Origin of the sequence: Nostoc foliaceum FACHB-393 (assembly GCF_014698505.1) — a bacterium.
Taxonomy (GTDB): domain Bacteria; phylum Cyanobacteriota; class Cyanobacteriia; order Cyanobacteriales; family Nostocaceae; genus Nostoc; species Nostoc foliaceum_A.
Genome location: NZ_JACJTD010000012.1, coordinates 50,913 through 66,539, shown reverse-complemented (window position 1 = coordinate 66,539; position 15,627 = coordinate 50,913). Strand labels below are relative to the sequence as shown.

Here is a 15,627-nt window from a genome sequence, read left to right as displayed (position 1 = left end):
TTCGTAATTCGTAATTAAAAAGGGTTTATACTAGTTATACCATCACAAAGAATGCGATCGCGCTTTTCAAGATTGCGGTTGTGCTTGAGGTAATCACCCACCCAGTCGCAACCACGAACAAGCAGATCATCAAGATGTAAATTCCATAGAATGATCGTGTTGTCATCACTAGCTGATGCTAGTGTTTGACCATCTGGGCTAAAACTGACACTTAATACCGCAGCGCGATGCCCATTGAGACTTTTAATTAATTTGCCTTCACGGCTCCAAAGTTTTACTGTACTGTCCCAACTGGCGGCAGCGAGCAATTCACCATTGGGACTGAAAGTTACAGCATTGACGCTATCGCTGTACCCCTTTAACAAGGTTTTTAACAACGTACCATCCTGTCGCCACAGTTTCACGGTATTATCCCAGCTAGCAGAAGCCAATAACTCGTCAGTGGGACTAAAGCTGACACCTAACACCCAACTGTCATGGGGCGAAAAAGTTTTGAGCAAAGTACCATCCCGACTCCACAGTTTCACCGTTTGGTCATCACTGGCAGAGGCTATAACCTGACTATCAGGACTAAAATTTATGCTATTCACCCAGCCCTGATGCCCCACTAAAGTTTTGAGTAACTTGCCTTCACGGTTCCAGAGCTTCACTGTTTTATCTTTGCTAGCTGTTACCAAAAACTGACCATCTGGGCTGAAATTCACGCTCATCACACTATCGCTATGCCCGCGGAGAGTCTTGATTAAAGTACCTTCAAGCCGCCAAAGTTTTACAGTCTTGTCATAACTTCCTGAGGCCAGCATTTCACCTTTGGGGTCGAAACTGACGCTAGGAACTTTATTTGTGTGCCCTACTAAAGTTTTGTAAAGTCGGGTTTTGACTTCGCCACTACTGGTGTATCGTTGCCAAAGTTTGACAGTGCGATCGCTACTACCAGAAGCTAGCATCTGACCGTCAGGACTCCAAGCAACGCTCAAAACTCGCTTCTGATGTCCTTGAAGAATAGACGGTGTTGGGGCATCTAAACTCCATAGTTTCACGCTTTTGTCGAAACTTCCTGAAGCCAGCAATTTGTTATTTGGACTGAAAGCGATGCTGACAACAGTATCGCTGTGTCCTTTGAAGGTTTTGAGTAAAGTACCAGTGATACTCCAGAGGTTTATGCTATTGTCTTCACCTGCGGAAGCTAACTTTTTACTATCGGAACTAAAGCTCAAACTCCAAACTGTACTGCTATGCTGTCGTAAACTTTTGTAAAGACGAAAGTCAAAACCGTCTTTAGTCGTGTTACTTTCTTGTCGCCAAAGTTTTACTGTCTTGTCTCGACCTGTTGATGCCAAAAATTTACCGTCCGGGCTAAAAACAGCTATAACCACACCCTGCTGATGACCCTGCAAAGTTTTAACGAGGCTACCGTCCTGTCGCCAGATTTTCACTGTTTTGTCGTCGCTGGCCGAGGCGATGAATTGCCCATCAGGACTGAAGTTTACCCAGTTAACCCACCCTCGATGTCCCCTCAGTATTTTTACTATGCTACCGTCTTTGCGCCAGAGTTTTAGGGTTGTATCCTTACTGGCAGTAGCTAACAACTCGCCATCAGGACTGAAATTAACGCTATAAACCCAATCTTTATGCCCTTTCAGGGTTTTATATGGCTTAGTCCCAAATTCACCTGTAACCGGGTTTTTGTGCCAGATTTGCACTGTTTTGTCGAGGCTGGCAGATGCTAGGGTTTGACCATCCGGGCTGAAACTTACACAGGTGACAGCATCAGTGTGACCCTTGAGGGTTTGGAGTAAGGTACCGTCAGGACGCCAAATTTTCACTGTTTGATCTCGGCTACCTGACGCTAGCAATTGACCATCTGGGCTGAAAGCTACTCCCCAGACAACATCAGCATGCCCTTCCAGACGGTTAACCTCTGTTACTCCATAAACTGCCTGTTGTAGGGCTGTCACCACCCGCATTCGAGTATCTGGTTGCACGACCTCTGCCTGTTTAAGTCCTCTCCAAGCCCGTAAACTTTCTAATAGAGCATCAAACTCTTTATTAGACGCAAACAAAGCTTCGCTAGCAGCAGTGATTGCACTAATTTTCAAATTGGTTTCACTGCGTTCAGCTCGTAGGGTTTGGCGAATTGCTGCTCCTTTTTGCAAGTCAGCTTGCCACCATAATGCTGCTATTGTTCCTCCCATGATTGCCAGCACTGCGCCTGCTATCCGTGCTTCCCGCAGCCGCCGTTGCAATATCAAATTGAGTTGCTTTTGACTCAGCTGTTGGGCAACTTCAGCTTTAGTTTTTTCAAGTTTGATTTTTTCTAATTCGGCGAGCATACCATAATTGTTCTTTTGGCGAATTGGTTCAACTAAATAATCGTGAACTAGCTGGTAGCGATCGCCTAATTCTTCTCTGACTCGCAACACCAAACCTGAACCCACCAATATTTCTAAAATTAGTTCCCCAACTGTGTCAAAGCTTGATATTGTATCTATATCATGATTATTAACTAATGCAGTCGCTAAATCAGCTTTAGTTTTTAACGGTCGTGTGCCTTTTTCATCAGTTAACTCAAATAATAGTTTCCAAGTTAACTCTTTGTTTTCCTTACCACAGTCTTTAATAACCTCCCCAAGCCAGCGTTCCACCAATTTTGCCGAGCCACCGCAAAGCTTGTATTGTGCAAGTGTGGTAATGTTTTCTATTTGTAGTTGAGCGCCAACTATTTGTAATTCAATTGGATGTACTTCATCTAGTTCTCCTGTCAAATCCTGGACTAATCGGTTAATTAATTCATCACTCAGTTCATAATGTGAACGTTGAGTAAGACTATGAATTATGGCTTTAGCATCCTGGCTAGAGAATTTTCCTAGGTAGTAGCGAATGTCCTTATCGAGAATATTTTTATTAATTACGCCTAAATCATATTGCCCAATACTATTTTTTTGGCTCAAACGTTCAAATTCTAGTAAATGATGTAAATAATCTTCTCTTAATGACAGAATAATTTTGACATATGAAATATTTAAACATTGACTAAAAAATTGGTAAAACTCTATTCTTTGCGTGGGAATATTGCTAATAAAGAAAAATTCTTCAAACTGGTCTAATATGATAATTATTGTATAATTCCGCTCGGTTGCTAAGCGAATTTTTTCTAGCAGTATAGTGGGTGTAGAGTCAGGATTAACCGATATTCCTGTGTATGCTAGCACTTGGTTTAGATTGCTTACTAAAACTGTGAGCCAATCAGTGTAAACAGACAAAACAATAGGTATAGGAATACGTTCACCAATAACTTTTTCCTTCAGCGCTGGTACTAAACCAGCTTTGATAATTGAACTTTTACCCACACCAGATGGTCCATAAATTACTGTGAGTTTGTAGTCAGCACGAGTAATTCTTTCAATCAAACGATTGACATCTTGCTGCCGTCCAGAAGCAGATATTTCTTGGGCAACACCCTCAGGAACAAACGGTATTTTTTGAGGTTCCAATGCTGGGTTAATTCTAGAGCGTTGCGGCTGCAATTGACTTGCCCCGATAAAAGCACGAAAGCCATACTGATGTTCTATTTGGATTTTTTCTTGCTTGAGCTTAAAGGCTTCTATATAGTCATGACGCTCAAAAAAGTAAAGCGATCGCAGTTCTTCTAAAATCTCTAAATAAAGTGATGGCTGATGTTGTAGCTCACAAACTACCCTTGCCCATTCCAGGTTATTGATAGCTTCCTCAGACTCACCTAGATGCCGCTGTGTACGTGCGAGCAAGAGAAGATACCAACTTTCTTGTCGTCGTGTTCGCAAAGCGTCTCGCAGAGAAACTTCCGTTGCTTCTTCGGAGATAGAAAGTGCTGTATTTGCTAATTCATGAGCCAGTACCCAATTCGACTCCGAAGCTGCCACATTTGCCAAAAAGCCATAATTTTGAGCAACTTGTGCTGAACTTCCGTAGGTGTTATGCAGAAGTAATGATTTTTGAGCTAATTTTTTTAAGTCATCCCAGGCTTGTAAACGTTGTAGCATTTCACAAGCAGGTAAAATAAATTTAGCAACTAAGTCTTCTCTTTGTACTTCTTCCAATACTTCCAAGCATTGTTTAAACCACAAGAGAGCATGTTCACAATAGCTACTATTACTATTCTGGTATAAGTCTGCCATTCGGTGATAACACAGCCCCAGATGGAATAATACTATTGCTTGCTTGAGTAGAGACGAGGGAGGGGTAGGGTGAGGACATGAAAGGGGGAAAGAAGAATTATTCTCCCACTCTGCTAGTCTCCTCATTTCCTGCTGCCACAATGCTAGGCTTCTTTGATAATTGGCTAAAGCACCATTAATTTGATCGTTGGCGTATTTATCTCGCCCCAACACAAATTCTAAACTAGCTTCTAATCCTGGTGTTAATTGAAAGCCATAGAGGCGTACTAAATCATTACGGGCTGATTCTATTTCATGACGGTGTTGGGACTTAGGATCTAAATCTAAAGAGGCGTTAGATAAAAATGTTTCAGCACCTGCTTCTAATACTTTGGCAAATAGAGATTCTGCCTCTTGGTGGATCAAAGCAATTAAATCTGCTTTTGCCATTTCAAATTTAATAGTGGTTGCAGCCCAACTTTTAAAATCAGGCGCTAATCTTGACAGCAATGATGCCACTTCATCTTGTAGCCACAATACCACTGGAAATGGAAAAGTCGTGGCATAGATATCTCGCGCTTGGTTGATGCCTGTAAGTAAGTTTTCAACGTCGATAGCTGACTCAATACCGAAAACCATCACAGCAGATGGCAAAGAGTCTGTAAGGACAGCAGGATTATCTAAAGATAGTTCTGATATTATTGTGCTGTGTAAGGAAGTAGTTGATGGATTGAGAACGATTTCTCTGATATAGATATCTTTGGTAATGGAGCGAATATTTTCTAACATTTGCTCACGTAATTGCCCATAGTTACACCGAACTAAAATCAGGGCAAATTGACCTTCGGAAAGCGCGATCGCTCTAATCAGTCTTTGCAAAGTATGCTGATTTTCTTTGGTGTATATATCTAGCTGCTTGTCATTAGTCATTGGTTATTGGGCATTGGGCATGGGGTATTGGGTATTGGGCATCGGGCATTGGGCATTAGTTATTAGTCCAATGGCAAAGGACAAAGGACTAATGACAATGGACTCACCCAGCACTGTTACTTGTTTTGTTGCCAAACAAGGACTTTTTCTGTCTCTGCTAAGGCTGGACTGATGCCAAACCAGCGCCCCAGAGGATCACGATATTCAAACAGATACATGCTTCTTAGTAAACTTTGGTAGTCAGACTCACCTTTAACTCTCTGCTGCTGCACTACTTCAAACAATAATTCCCACTGGGATTCATCAATAGCTAATAGCAGATCGTCGCGGTAGTCCTTAATCACGGCTTCTAAGCAATCCCTAGAAAAAGGTGGATCTTGTCGTTGCAGGCAGCTATAAAGTAAACCCAATAAATTACGAATGTGACCGCCACTAACGCGACATAGACGATCCAAGGTTTGGGAGTGATCGAATAATTCTGTAATTAATAAAAGCCTTCCATTCAAAGGAACTTCTGGAAAAGCTCTTGCTAAGACTAACTGGCGCACTAATGACATCCCTGGTTCGTAGTCACTGCCATCTCTTTGCCGCACCAATACCATCGGCAGTACTTTTGGCGCAATCCCTCCTCCCAGACGATTTTTCAGTGTCTCATACTCATTGGAGAAAATTAACGTCAGGGGAATGGTGTAAACTAGGTGGCATTTAAGTCGGCGTAACTGTTCACCTCGGTCGATGAAAAGATATTCTGGTTGCGATCGCCCGGATGCTAAAGGACGCATATCCACTCGATCTAAATTATCTACAATCACTACCAGTCCTTTTTGACCCCGCAGCTTTAGCTGTTCAATAGCCTTTTCTAAAATTTCTTCGTTAATCGCTTGCAAAATACTATTGGTACGTGGTTCCAAATATTGCCTTAGTTGATTACGTAACTGGGTGCTATCTTTGGTTTTAGCGGTAATTTTGGCAATACCCAACGACAACTCTGCTTGTCCAGAAAGCTCTATGGGACTTTGCAAAAAATCGCCTACTTCTTTAAACAAATTGGTAAAGTAACCAGGTTTGAGTTTGATGCTAATGCCTTCTAAACTGGCACTGACTTGACGGGCTACACTCAGCAAAATATCGCTGACATCAATATCTGCCATATCTAAATCTTGACTGGACTCAAAATAAACCACATGAAATCCTGCCAATTCTAGTTCTGTCTTGAGGCGCTGCAATTCCGTTGACTTACCGCAGCCAATATGACCTGTAAATAACTGGCAGGTTGGCTCATCAGGAGAAATTCGGCAGATAGTCCGCTGCAATTCTTCGACAATCTTGCAACCGCGGACATCAGCAAAATCTATGTAATATTGGCGATCTAGCACGTTACTTATATTAAGCGTGTAGCTTGGGTTACATGCTTTATAAAAACGTGACAAATTTAATGTCGTTTTCATGTATGTAGAGGTGTATGTAGATGTGTATGTAGATGCAGTTAATTCGTATTTTTTATACAAAAAATCTCTAGCCGGGATGTAAGCACACGATTAATTCGCAAGTTGGTAGCTTCTTGCAAAAGACAGCACTGATTACAGATCACTGTCAGTAGTATGGTAGAGATTTAGTTGACCCTAATAACCTTAAGCATATCTGTCCTTTTTACACCTGCTATTGAGATTTTGACAATCTCTAGCTTTTGTTTGACCTAGCACGAACCTTTATGGCTGAGTTAATCGGTAAAAAAAGCTACTAGATTGCATGATCTCTATTTGTATAACTGATGAGGTCGGACTGGTATGAATTATAGCAAGGTACACAGAGATTTAGGAATACTTGTCTATCATTTCACATTCTATTTGTCAAGAAAACAAAATCAGAAATATCTAAATTAATATTTTGTAATATTTAGTCAAAAAATAGTGGATGATCGCTTGTCAAAAAGACAACAGTCAGTTAAAAATGGACACCGTAAACTTTAATAGGAAGAATGAATAGCGCCACATTCCTTGTGTAGTTTCTGTAAATTGTTACTAAAAATAAAAAAAGTCTTGAGGACAACGGCTAACAGATGCCGACAGTGTTTACTGAGATTAATAATGATACAAGCGCATAAAGAGTGCTGAGTTAAAATTGGTGAGTTTGGTCAAGGAATTTCGACTGTAACCAGAAAGGGGTTTGAATGGCTGGCATAATATCAGTTTCCCGCACGGATCTAGCCCAGCGTCGTAAGAAATTACGTCGGCAGCGACAGATGAGAATTATTCAGGCTATTTGGCGAACTTTTGCCATTACTGGTTTCGCGGGTGGATTGCTGTGGGTGGCAGTCCAACCAGTGTGGATCCTAAAAACTCCCAAACAAGTAGTGATGAAATCAGGCAATCAATTACTGTCGGATGAGACAACTCAATCACTGTTGGTGCTATCTTACCCACAATCTTTGTGGCGGATTGAACCGACAGCGATCGCTAACTCCTTGAAAAAACAACCAACTATTGCTCAAGCGATCGTGAGACGCCGTCTTTTTCCTCCTGGATTAAACATCGAAATCCAAGAACGAGTCCCTGTAGCGGTGACTCAAACAGCAAGTGGGCAAAATCAGACTACTGGGAACAAAAAAGTCACAATTGGCTTACTGGATGTAAGTGGGGCCTGGATGCCTTTAGAAAAATACACATCACTGAATCCTACTAAAAAATTACCCAATCTCAGAGTAATTGGATTGCCAAAACAATACTGCCCCGACTGGACTCAACTTCATAAAGCTGTCAGCCAAAGTCCCGTAAAAGTCATGGAAATTGATTGCCAAAATCCAGCGAATATAATTTTGAAAACAGAACTAGGAAATGTACATCTCGGCGTTCTAGGCCCCCAGTTGCCTGAACAAATTAAGCTACTCGCCCAAATGCGCCATTTAGCAACAAAACTCAATTTCGGTCAAATAGAGTATATTGATCTGAAAAATCCCGAATTTCCATTAGTACAAATGAACCAAAAAGACCAAAGATTAACTCCCAAAATCCCTAAAAATATCTAGCGTTTTTAATGTATTGAGCGCTCCTAGTAAATTAAGAAGCTTTATGCTGATAAATAAATTTATTATTTTCAGTTTTCCAGCAAACTGCCCGAAAATCGGCATTAACTTCTAATTAAAATGAGAAGATCAATCATAAAATCTAAATTGTGAGTAAAACACTCTCAATTATGACCCTAATATCTAATAATAGGGTGCAAGATGTCGGACAATCTAATGATGGTCTATGGCGTGCAAAACGCCTTCTGTCTATACATTCTTCGACCGAACCTAGTGCCCAAAAGAGAAAAATGCTTGAGTTTTTTATTAAGATTTGACTCATGAGCAGAGGATACTAATAAAAACAGTTTACACCGTCATCCAAGCCCAAAGGACAAAAACACTCTAACTTTGGTCTGTTGAGGACACTTTCAAAGACAGGTTACTGAAGCTTAAATAAGTAACTTAAAATACCTCAAAAATTTGAGTAAACGTTGTTTTTTGGGCAATCAATTTGAACTATTCTCTGCCGTCATTACTATTAGGTTACGAAACCTCTAGGAAAATCTTGATTTGTTGACCACACTAGTGAGGGTTCTCGTAAGATAGACTATTGCTCCAACAAAGTGTCCATGAAGACCCCCCAAACAACAAATTAATCAGGTATAGTCTGACAAGTAAATTCTTACTTATTTCAACCTTAAGGATAAGTAAGTATAAAGTAAATTTTGTGTCTAAAGTTGCAATTATTCGCAATGGTGAAACCTATTAACAATATTATTGAGGCAGATAAGATGCGCTGTAATGTGTCTTTACAAGTTATGTCCTCTGCTGAGAATAATGAAGAGATTAATGTCTGGTTGAAGTTATACAGGTCACTTTTAGATAAATGTAGGTATACTTCTCTAGAATTGGCTGTGCGATCGGCTGCGTTAAAAGCTTATCCCATAGCAAATTTTCGCACTGTCAATTCTGTTAGGCTTGGCAGTAGTGGAAACAAGAAAGAACAGTGCCATAGTATTGTGGCAGTGTCAAACTATAGTTGACTCTTAGGTGAATAACACCTGAAAAAGTCGTTTATCTACCCTTTCACAAATCCAATGACACTTGATAATAACCAAGGACTTTCTTATAAAAATTCCCAATCTACGGGACAGCCGGGGTTTTCTCTGGCAGTTAACTCGACCAATCCCTTTAATAACTCCGGGTTGAATTTCGGACAAAATCACGATAATAAGAAGATTTCTGCGGAAAATAGCCGAATTGGCGAGATTGTTCCTGGTCGAGTAGCCAACATCAAAGTGATTGGTGTCGGTGGTGGTGGTGGCAATGCTGTTAACCGCATGATCGAGTCTGATGTCTCTGGGGTAGAGTTTTGGTCAATTAACACTGATGCCCAAGCTTTAACTCTGGCAGGTGCTCCAAGTCGATTGCAAATTGGACAGAAGCTAACGCGAGGTTTAGGAGCAGGTGGTAATCCTGCCATCGGTCAAAAGGCAGCTGAGGAATCACGAGACGAAATTGCTACAGCTTTGGAGGGTGCTGACCTAGTATTTATCACTGCTGGTATGGGTGGTGGTACTGGGACGGGTGCAGCCCCAATTGTGGCAGAAGTAGCTAAAGAAATGGGCGCTCTCACTGTTGGTGTAGTCACACGTCCATTTGTCTTTGAGGGACGTCGCCGCACCAGCCAAGCTGAACAAGGTATTGAAGGTCTAAAAAGTAGAGTAGATACACTGATCATTATCCCCAACAACAAATTGCTGGAAGTGATCCCCGAACAAACACCTGTGCAAGAAGCTTTTCGTTATGCAGATGATGTGCTGCGTCAAGGGGTGCAAGGTATTTCTGATATCATCACGATCCCCGGATTGGTAAACGTTGACTTTGCTGATGTCCGAGCGGTGATGGCAGATGCGGGATCGGCATTAATGGGAATTGGTGTTAGCTCTGGAAAATCTAGAGCCAGAGAAGCTGCGATCGCAGCTATTTCTTCGCCGTTACTAGAATGTTCTATTGAAGGTGCCAGAGGGGTTGTCTTTAATATTACAGGTGGTACTGACCTCACTTTGCATGAAGTGAATGCAGCCGCAGAAGCAATCTATGAAGTAGTTGATCCCAACGCCAATATTATTTTTGGGGCTGTAATTGATGACAGACTCCAGGGTGAGGTGAGAATTACTGTAATCGCCACCGGATTTACAGGTGAAGTGCAAGCTGCGGTACAACAAAGCGTAGCTAACGTTCGAGTAGCACCTAACACCTCGAAACGACCAACAACACAGCAACCCGCAGTTAATCCCCCAACCTCAGCTCCAAGTTCAACTCCAACTCCAACTCCAATTCCAGAACCAAAAGAAAAACCTGGATTGGATATACCTGATTTTCTGAGAAACCGACGTACACCAAGGAATTAAAAGATTTTGGATGTGATGATTTTTAGATTAAATTAGCAGTCTCAGGTTAGGCTGAGTGCTGTATAAAATCTGCTAGTTTCAGGGTTTTACCAAAGGCAGGGGTAACCAATCCGTTGCCATTTCTAATTTTGCCAATTGGTAAAGAAAATCGTTAACGCTACTTCTCGTTAATGCTACTTATAGAATGAACTTGGGCAGGAGTCTGCTGGCTCACATGTCCATCTGTACTTTTGGAACAAAGAAACCGGAAGACCTGCCCAACTAGAGATGCGTAGACATAGCTCGTTGTAGATATCGCTACATCTACCCCGGCTATCCATTAAACTCATATTCGATCTACATAAGTACATTTACTTAAATAAAGTTGCGTGGGAACACGCCCACGCCAGCGTCGAAGGAAGTCTGTTTCCTGGAGAATAGGACACGAAGCAAAAAATAATTTGCATTTATTTTTTGATTTTTACTGCCTGTTCAATCCATTGAATAACCTGATGACCAAGGTGAGCACCATCTAGGCGATCAATCTCACGAATTCCGGTAGGACTAGTGACGTTAACTTCAGTTAGGTAGCCACCAATAACATCAATGCCCACAAAAATTAAGCCGTCTTGGCGTAAGCGTTCGGCTATTTCGGTACAGATTTCATACTCTCTCTGGGTAATTTCGGTTTGAGCGACTGTACCACCAGTTGCCATATTATTGCGAAAATCAGTTCCGCTAGAAAGGCGATTGAGTGCACCAATTGGTTCGCCATTGAGCAGGATAATTCGCTTATCTCCTTCTTTTGCCTCTGGTAAATAGGTTTGTACCATTACTGGCACTCGACCTTGGAGGGTACTGAGTTCGACAATGGAATTAAAATTGCGATCGCCTGATTGCAAAAATAAAATTCCTTCCCCAGCTTTGTTACCCAGAGGTTTGAGAACTGCTGCCTCCTTTACTTCGACAAATTGCCGGATAAACTGCTTATCAGCACTGACAATCGTTTCTGGAATCGCTTTGGTAAACTGGAGGGCATACATTTTTTCATTTGCCCCTCGGATGCCGCTAGGACTATTAATCAGTAGGGTTTTATTTTGATCAATGTAATCCAGAATGTAAGTGGCATAGAGGTAGGAATCATTGACAGGTGGATCTGTCCGCATAAATACGGCATCCATTGTTTCTAAAGAAGTTAAGCAGGAATCGCTCAACTTATACCAAGGATTCGCTGCTACCCAGCGTCCCTCCACCAACTGTACTGGTACAACTTCAACTCGCTGTAGGAAAGCCCAAGCTTTGCCCTCCACCACACTCAGCAGATTTGCCTGAGTCACCCAAACTTCGTGTCCCAGGATTTGCGCTGCTTCAATTAGGGCAACACTGGTATCATGACATGGGTCAAGCAGATGGATGGGATCAATGATAAAAGCCAGTTTCACCCTTTGTACCTCAATCACCAAGAAATTAAATGGTTATTCAACCATTATCTCTTGATGCTCTCACCAATTGACGTATATGTGTACTGTTGAGTGGAACCTGGAGGGTAAAGTCTTGTGGATAGATATCACTTTTGTGATAAAAAAGTTCGTACTCTCTCTTCTAAAGTTGTAGCGACTGCCGTGTAATTTGCAGCGGCTTGTCGCTAACTTCTAGCAATATCTTCTGAACCTACACGCTATTGCTAGAAGTTAGTAGCTCATCCAGCTTGCCTTGACTATCTAAAGCGTGGATATCATCACAACCACCAATATGATCATCATTGATGAAAATTTGCGGTAAAGAGCGCCGTCCATTTGCTCTTTGAGCCATTTTATTTCTGGCTGCCTCATCCCCATCAATACTGTATTCGATAAATTCAACGCCCTTGTTCTTCAGCAAACTTTTGGCACGGATACAAAACGGGCAAGTTCTCCAAGTGTAGATTTCTACTTTTGCAGCCATAAAGTCCTCAAATTGATTTAATACTTCTTAATTTTAGAACTTTGCCACTGACCATAGCTGCTCTATCCCGTTTTGACTTGATCTTCAAAAGTGGCTAACTGGATTTACATATAGCGGTTCTCGTTTACGTGAGTTACACCCGTAGGGGCACGGCACTGCCGTGCCCCTACACCTGGCGATATAATCTTGTACTGCATCTGAGTGGGAACCGCTATAAATCAGTAATATGATGTTTAAATGTGTAGTTAATAAGCAAATTTTATAGTAATAAGGGAGACACACATGATGCGAATTAAGAATATGGTGACCTAACTGTATATTCTATAAGGGGGTGGATCTGGTGTCTCCCTTAGGAGCTTCTAGGCGACTGTTATTGAAGCTGACACTAAAGACTTTTTCTTTGCTACTCTCAGTGCACCCAGAGCAAACAGACCAAGGGCAGATACTGTAGCAGGCTCAGGTACCTTTTGAGGTGGTGGTGGCGGGGGAGTGTAGTAAGGGGCTTGTCCTTTGAGTTTGCTACTGTCTTCACGATTGTTTCCAGAACCGACACTCATTAGGCGCACTCCAAAGTTTTGCTGAGAAAACTGAGCCAACGTTAGAGCTATTGAATTGTGTGATAGGGTAAAGGTCGTCGATTGAATGTCCCCTTTTCCTTTACTTATACCTTCTTGACCAATTTCTATCCCAGCATCAAAGTAGTTGTGTTGGTTGCCATTGCCGTTCAGATTGTTGTTACTGCTGCCAACAGAGTCAACTGTTCCAGCAGTACCGAATTTGCTGGCTGTCACATCTGTGCCTACTACTTGGAGGCCACTGAGAAGTGAGTCATCAAAAATGTTGAAGAAAACACCGCGTATATCAGCAATTGTGTTGGTGCCAGTGGATAAATAATCTACTTTAAACTGAACTTTGCCAGACCCTGCTATTGCGTCATCCAAGGTAAACTTCACCTGAGTATCCGCACCTGTGAAGTCATTGATAGTGAAATTCATCGAAGCGGCATTAGCAGGAGCAAAAGCAGAAGACGATATCACAACGGCAGTAGCAGCTAAGAAAGAAGGTATTGCTGCGGTGGAAAATAGATGTTTCATGTTAATCAATCTTTTGAAAACAAAATGGTAAAACTCAGTTGCTAATGATGGGAATTTGCTGTTTGCTATCCATGTAAAATCAGATGCACTCATTGACGCTCTTTTACTACTCTAGAGATTCAATTAGAGGTTGTCTATAATACCAGTCCTAGTTCAAAAAGACTTTATTTTTGGCTTTATATAACAAAAAACCCAGTATTAATACTAGGTTCTTTTAAAACTAAAAATAGATTTAAATTCAGTGTTTACCGAGAATCAACTGCATATTCAATTAGCTTGGCAAGGCGCTGACGTAGGGTTTCTAATCCCAAGCGCTGACTTGCAGAAATAAACACCGCTAGCGGGAATTCTTCTCTAGCTAGAGCTAGTGTCTCACTATCAGCTTGATCAATCTTGTTAAAAACAACCAGCGCCGGGCCAGGAGTTATTGGCATTTGTGCCAAGATTTCTCTGACTGAGCGAATATGACGCAACCAAGCTGGGTGAGACAAATCTACTAAATGTAGTAGGGCATCGGCTTCTGTGACTTCCTCCAAAGTGGCGCGGAAAGCATCCATTAACGATGCAGGCAGTTCGTGTATGAACCCTACCGTATCTGTAATGAGAATTTCTTGATGTTCATTTGTTTCGCCATAAGGAATCACTAGGCGGCGGGTGGTAGGATCGAGAGTGGCAAATAACTGGTCGGCTGTATAAACTTCTGCGTTGGTAAGAGCATTCAGCAAAGTGGACTTACCAGCGTTGGTATATCCAACCAAAGCCACTGAGGGAACTTCTCGATGCTGTCGTCGCTGCCGTAACCGCGAACGATGGGACTGCAACTGGTTCACTTCTTTTTGCAGTCGAGAAATGCGCTGCCCAATGGCACGGCGTTCAGTTTCTAGTTTGGTTTCACCAGGGCCACGAGTCCCAATACCACCACCCAAGCGGGACATGGTGCGACCTCTACCAGCTAGTCGCGGTTGCATGTATTCTAGCTGTGCTAATTCTACTTGCAACTTACCGGCACGAGATTGAGCGCGTTGGGCAAAGATATCCAAAATGACTTCGGTGCGGTCAACTACGCGGATACCAATTTGCATTTCTAAGTTGCGAACTTGGGAGGGGGAGAGATCGCGGTCAAAGACGACGAGATTAACTCCTAGTGTTTGGGCAGTTAGGGCAATTTCTTGCACCTTACCTTCGCCAACTACGGTTTGGGGATGAATGCGCGATCGCTTTTGTTGTATTGTCTGTAATACATCTCCCCCAGCAGTATCAACTAAACGTGCCAATTCTGCTAGGGTGTCTTGGAATTGTAGGGGAGTTATCTCACTGGTCATCAGCCCCACAATTAGCACACGATCGTGGTCAGCATCTACTTCCTGGGCGACAAATTCGCGCTGGAATTCTGCTTCCAGATTTTCTACCAAGTCTATTAAATCCTGGTCTGCTAGATCATCCAAGCTCAGAGGTGGCGATATATTCCAACTTGGCGATTGGATTTGGCTTTCCTCTACCTTGAAAGCAGCAGGACTAGTAATCAGAGTGCGAGACTCTTGGGGTATCAAATGAGCTAAATAAGCTTCTTTGACATAGCCAGTCGCACCGCCTCCCCGCCGTGTAAATCCCGTTCCGGTAATGTTTAGGACAACTAGAGCATCTAAGCGTTGCATTGCCATAGCTGTGAGTGCCGCTTCATTTGGCGGTTCTGGCTTGAGATGGGTGGCAATACAACGAATACCACTGAGTCGTTCTGCACCGTAACGGGGCAATTCCAACGGTGGTATTTGCGTTTGACGCGGTGTGCCTACCCCGACGCGAATTACTTGTCCGCGACGGTTGATGTAGGCGCACACAGGTTGATTGACTTCTGTGCTAATTGCTGCCAGACGCTGGGAAAACTCAGGCGTGGTGATGCGATCGCCTGGTATACGCTGGTGATACAGCCGCTGTAGTTGCTTCAGCTGGCTGGACTTCAAACCTTGGAGATTTCCAAAAATAGTCTCTATAGGCGTTTATGACCAATTAAATGGCCCCCCGAATCCTTATATGTCTATTTTACAACAGGGTTTAGGCTCCTATCTCTCTCTTTTGAGGGATGCATTGTGAATTAGTTCACGGCGGCTATTGATTTGACGCTATTT

The 15,627-nt window shown here is 42.4% G+C and carries 10 protein-coding genes; 3 read left to right on the top strand and 7 right to left on the bottom strand.

Annotated features, from left to right (window positions below; genetic code table 11):
* Positions 1 to 14 precede the first annotated feature (14 nt).
* Genes H6G92_RS12495 through H6G92_RS12490 form a run of 3 tightly spaced genes read right to left on the bottom strand, consistent with a single transcriptional unit; the run spans position 15 to position 6,514 of the window.
* Positions 15 to 5,066 carry a WD40 domain-containing protein gene (locus H6G92_RS12495; RefSeq protein ID WP_190894000.1) on the bottom strand — a complete coding sequence of 1,684 codons (5,052 nt, stop codon included), beginning with the start codon at positions 5,064 to 5,066 and terminating at the stop codon, positions 15 to 17.
* Positions 5,067 to 5,069: 3 nt separating this feature from the next.
* Positions 5,070 to 5,201 carry a hypothetical protein gene (locus tag H6G92_RS40275; protein ID WP_277926741.1) on the bottom strand — a complete coding sequence of 44 codons (132 nt, stop codon included), beginning with the start codon at positions 5,199 to 5,201 and terminating at the stop codon, positions 5,070 to 5,072.
* On the bottom strand, positions 5,183 to 6,514 hold the full coding sequence (locus tag H6G92_RS12490; RefSeq protein WP_190893999.1) for a P-loop NTPase fold protein: 1,332 nt from the start codon (positions 6,512 to 6,514) through the stop codon (positions 5,183 to 5,185). Before H6G92_RS12490 ends, H6G92_RS40275 begins: the two co-directional genes overlap by 19 nt.
* A 722-nt stretch (positions 6,515 to 7,236) precedes the next feature.
* Here H6G92_RS12490 and H6G92_RS12485 point away from each other — a divergent pair.
* From H6G92_RS12485 to ftsZ, 3 genes are all read left to right on the top strand, one after another.
* A complete protein-coding gene (locus tag H6G92_RS12485) occupies positions 7,237 to 8,091 on the top strand; it encodes a cell division protein FtsQ/DivIB (RefSeq protein WP_190893998.1) in 855 nt (284 codons plus the stop codon).
* Positions 8,092 to 8,822: 731 nt separating this feature from the next.
* The gene (locus H6G92_RS12480; RefSeq protein ID WP_242059106.1) at positions 8,823 to 9,113 is read left to right on the top strand and encodes a hypothetical protein; all 291 of its coding nucleotides are present in this window, start codon (positions 8,823 to 8,825) and stop codon (positions 9,111 to 9,113) included.
* A gap of 54 nt (positions 9,114 to 9,167) precedes the next feature.
* Complete coding sequence (ftsZ, locus tag H6G92_RS12475; protein ID WP_190893997.1) at positions 9,168 to 10,484, top strand: cell division protein FtsZ; 1,317 nt, start codon at positions 9,168 to 9,170, stop codon at positions 10,482 to 10,484.
* A 446-nt stretch (positions 10,485 to 10,930) separates the two neighbouring features.
* On the opposite strand, the gene gshB is transcribed toward ftsZ, so the two are convergent.
* The 4 genes from gshB to hflX form a co-directional block, all read right to left on the bottom strand.
* Positions 10,931 to 11,905, bottom strand: coding sequence for a glutathione synthase (gene gshB, locus H6G92_RS12470; protein WP_190893996.1), 975 nt, complete (start codon positions 11,903 to 11,905; stop codon positions 10,931 to 10,933).
* Positions 11,906 to 12,134: 229 nt separating this feature from the next.
* Positions 12,135 to 12,407: a glutaredoxin 3 gene (grxC, locus tag H6G92_RS12465; RefSeq protein WP_190893995.1), complete on the bottom strand. Its 273-nt coding sequence runs from the start codon at positions 12,405 to 12,407 to the stop codon at positions 12,135 to 12,137.
* 359 nt (positions 12,408 to 12,766) lie between these two features.
* The gene (locus H6G92_RS12460; protein WP_190893994.1) at positions 12,767 to 13,501 is read right to left on the bottom strand and encodes a hypothetical protein; all 735 of its coding nucleotides are present in this window, start codon (positions 13,499 to 13,501) and stop codon (positions 12,767 to 12,769) included.
* Positions 13,502 to 13,746: 245 nt separating this feature from the next.
* Complete coding sequence (hflX, locus tag H6G92_RS12455; RefSeq protein ID WP_190894087.1) at positions 13,747 to 15,492, bottom strand: GTPase HflX; 1,746 nt, start codon at positions 15,490 to 15,492, stop codon at positions 13,747 to 13,749.
* Between the last annotated feature and the right edge of the window lie 135 nt (positions 15,493 to 15,627).

Excerpts from the sequence above, each read along its gene's own strand:
- H6G92_RS12495 (WP_190894000.1), bottom strand. The coding sequence starts at position 5,066 with ATGACTAATGACAAGCAGCTAGATATATACACCAAAGAAAATCAGCAT.
- H6G92_RS12490 (WP_190893999.1), bottom strand. The coding sequence starts at position 6,514 with ATGAAAACGACATTAAATTTGTCACGTTTTTATAAAGCATGTAACCCA.
- H6G92_RS12485 (WP_190893998.1), top strand. The coding sequence starts at position 7,237 with ATGGCTGGCATAATATCAGTTTCCCGCACGGATCTAGCCCAGCGTCGT.
- H6G92_RS12480 (WP_242059106.1), top strand. The coding sequence starts at position 8,823 with ATGGTGAAACCTATTAACAATATTATTGAGGCAGATAAGATGCGCTGT.
- ftsZ (WP_190893997.1), top strand. The coding sequence starts at position 9,168 with ATGACACTTGATAATAACCAAGGACTTTCTTATAAAAATTCCCAATCT.
- grxC (WP_190893995.1), bottom strand. The coding sequence starts at position 12,407 with ATGGCTGCAAAAGTAGAAATCTACACTTGGAGAACTTGCCCGTTTTGT.
- H6G92_RS12460 (WP_190893994.1), bottom strand. The coding sequence starts at position 13,501 with ATGAAACATCTATTTTCCACCGCAGCAATACCTTCTTTCTTAGCTGCT.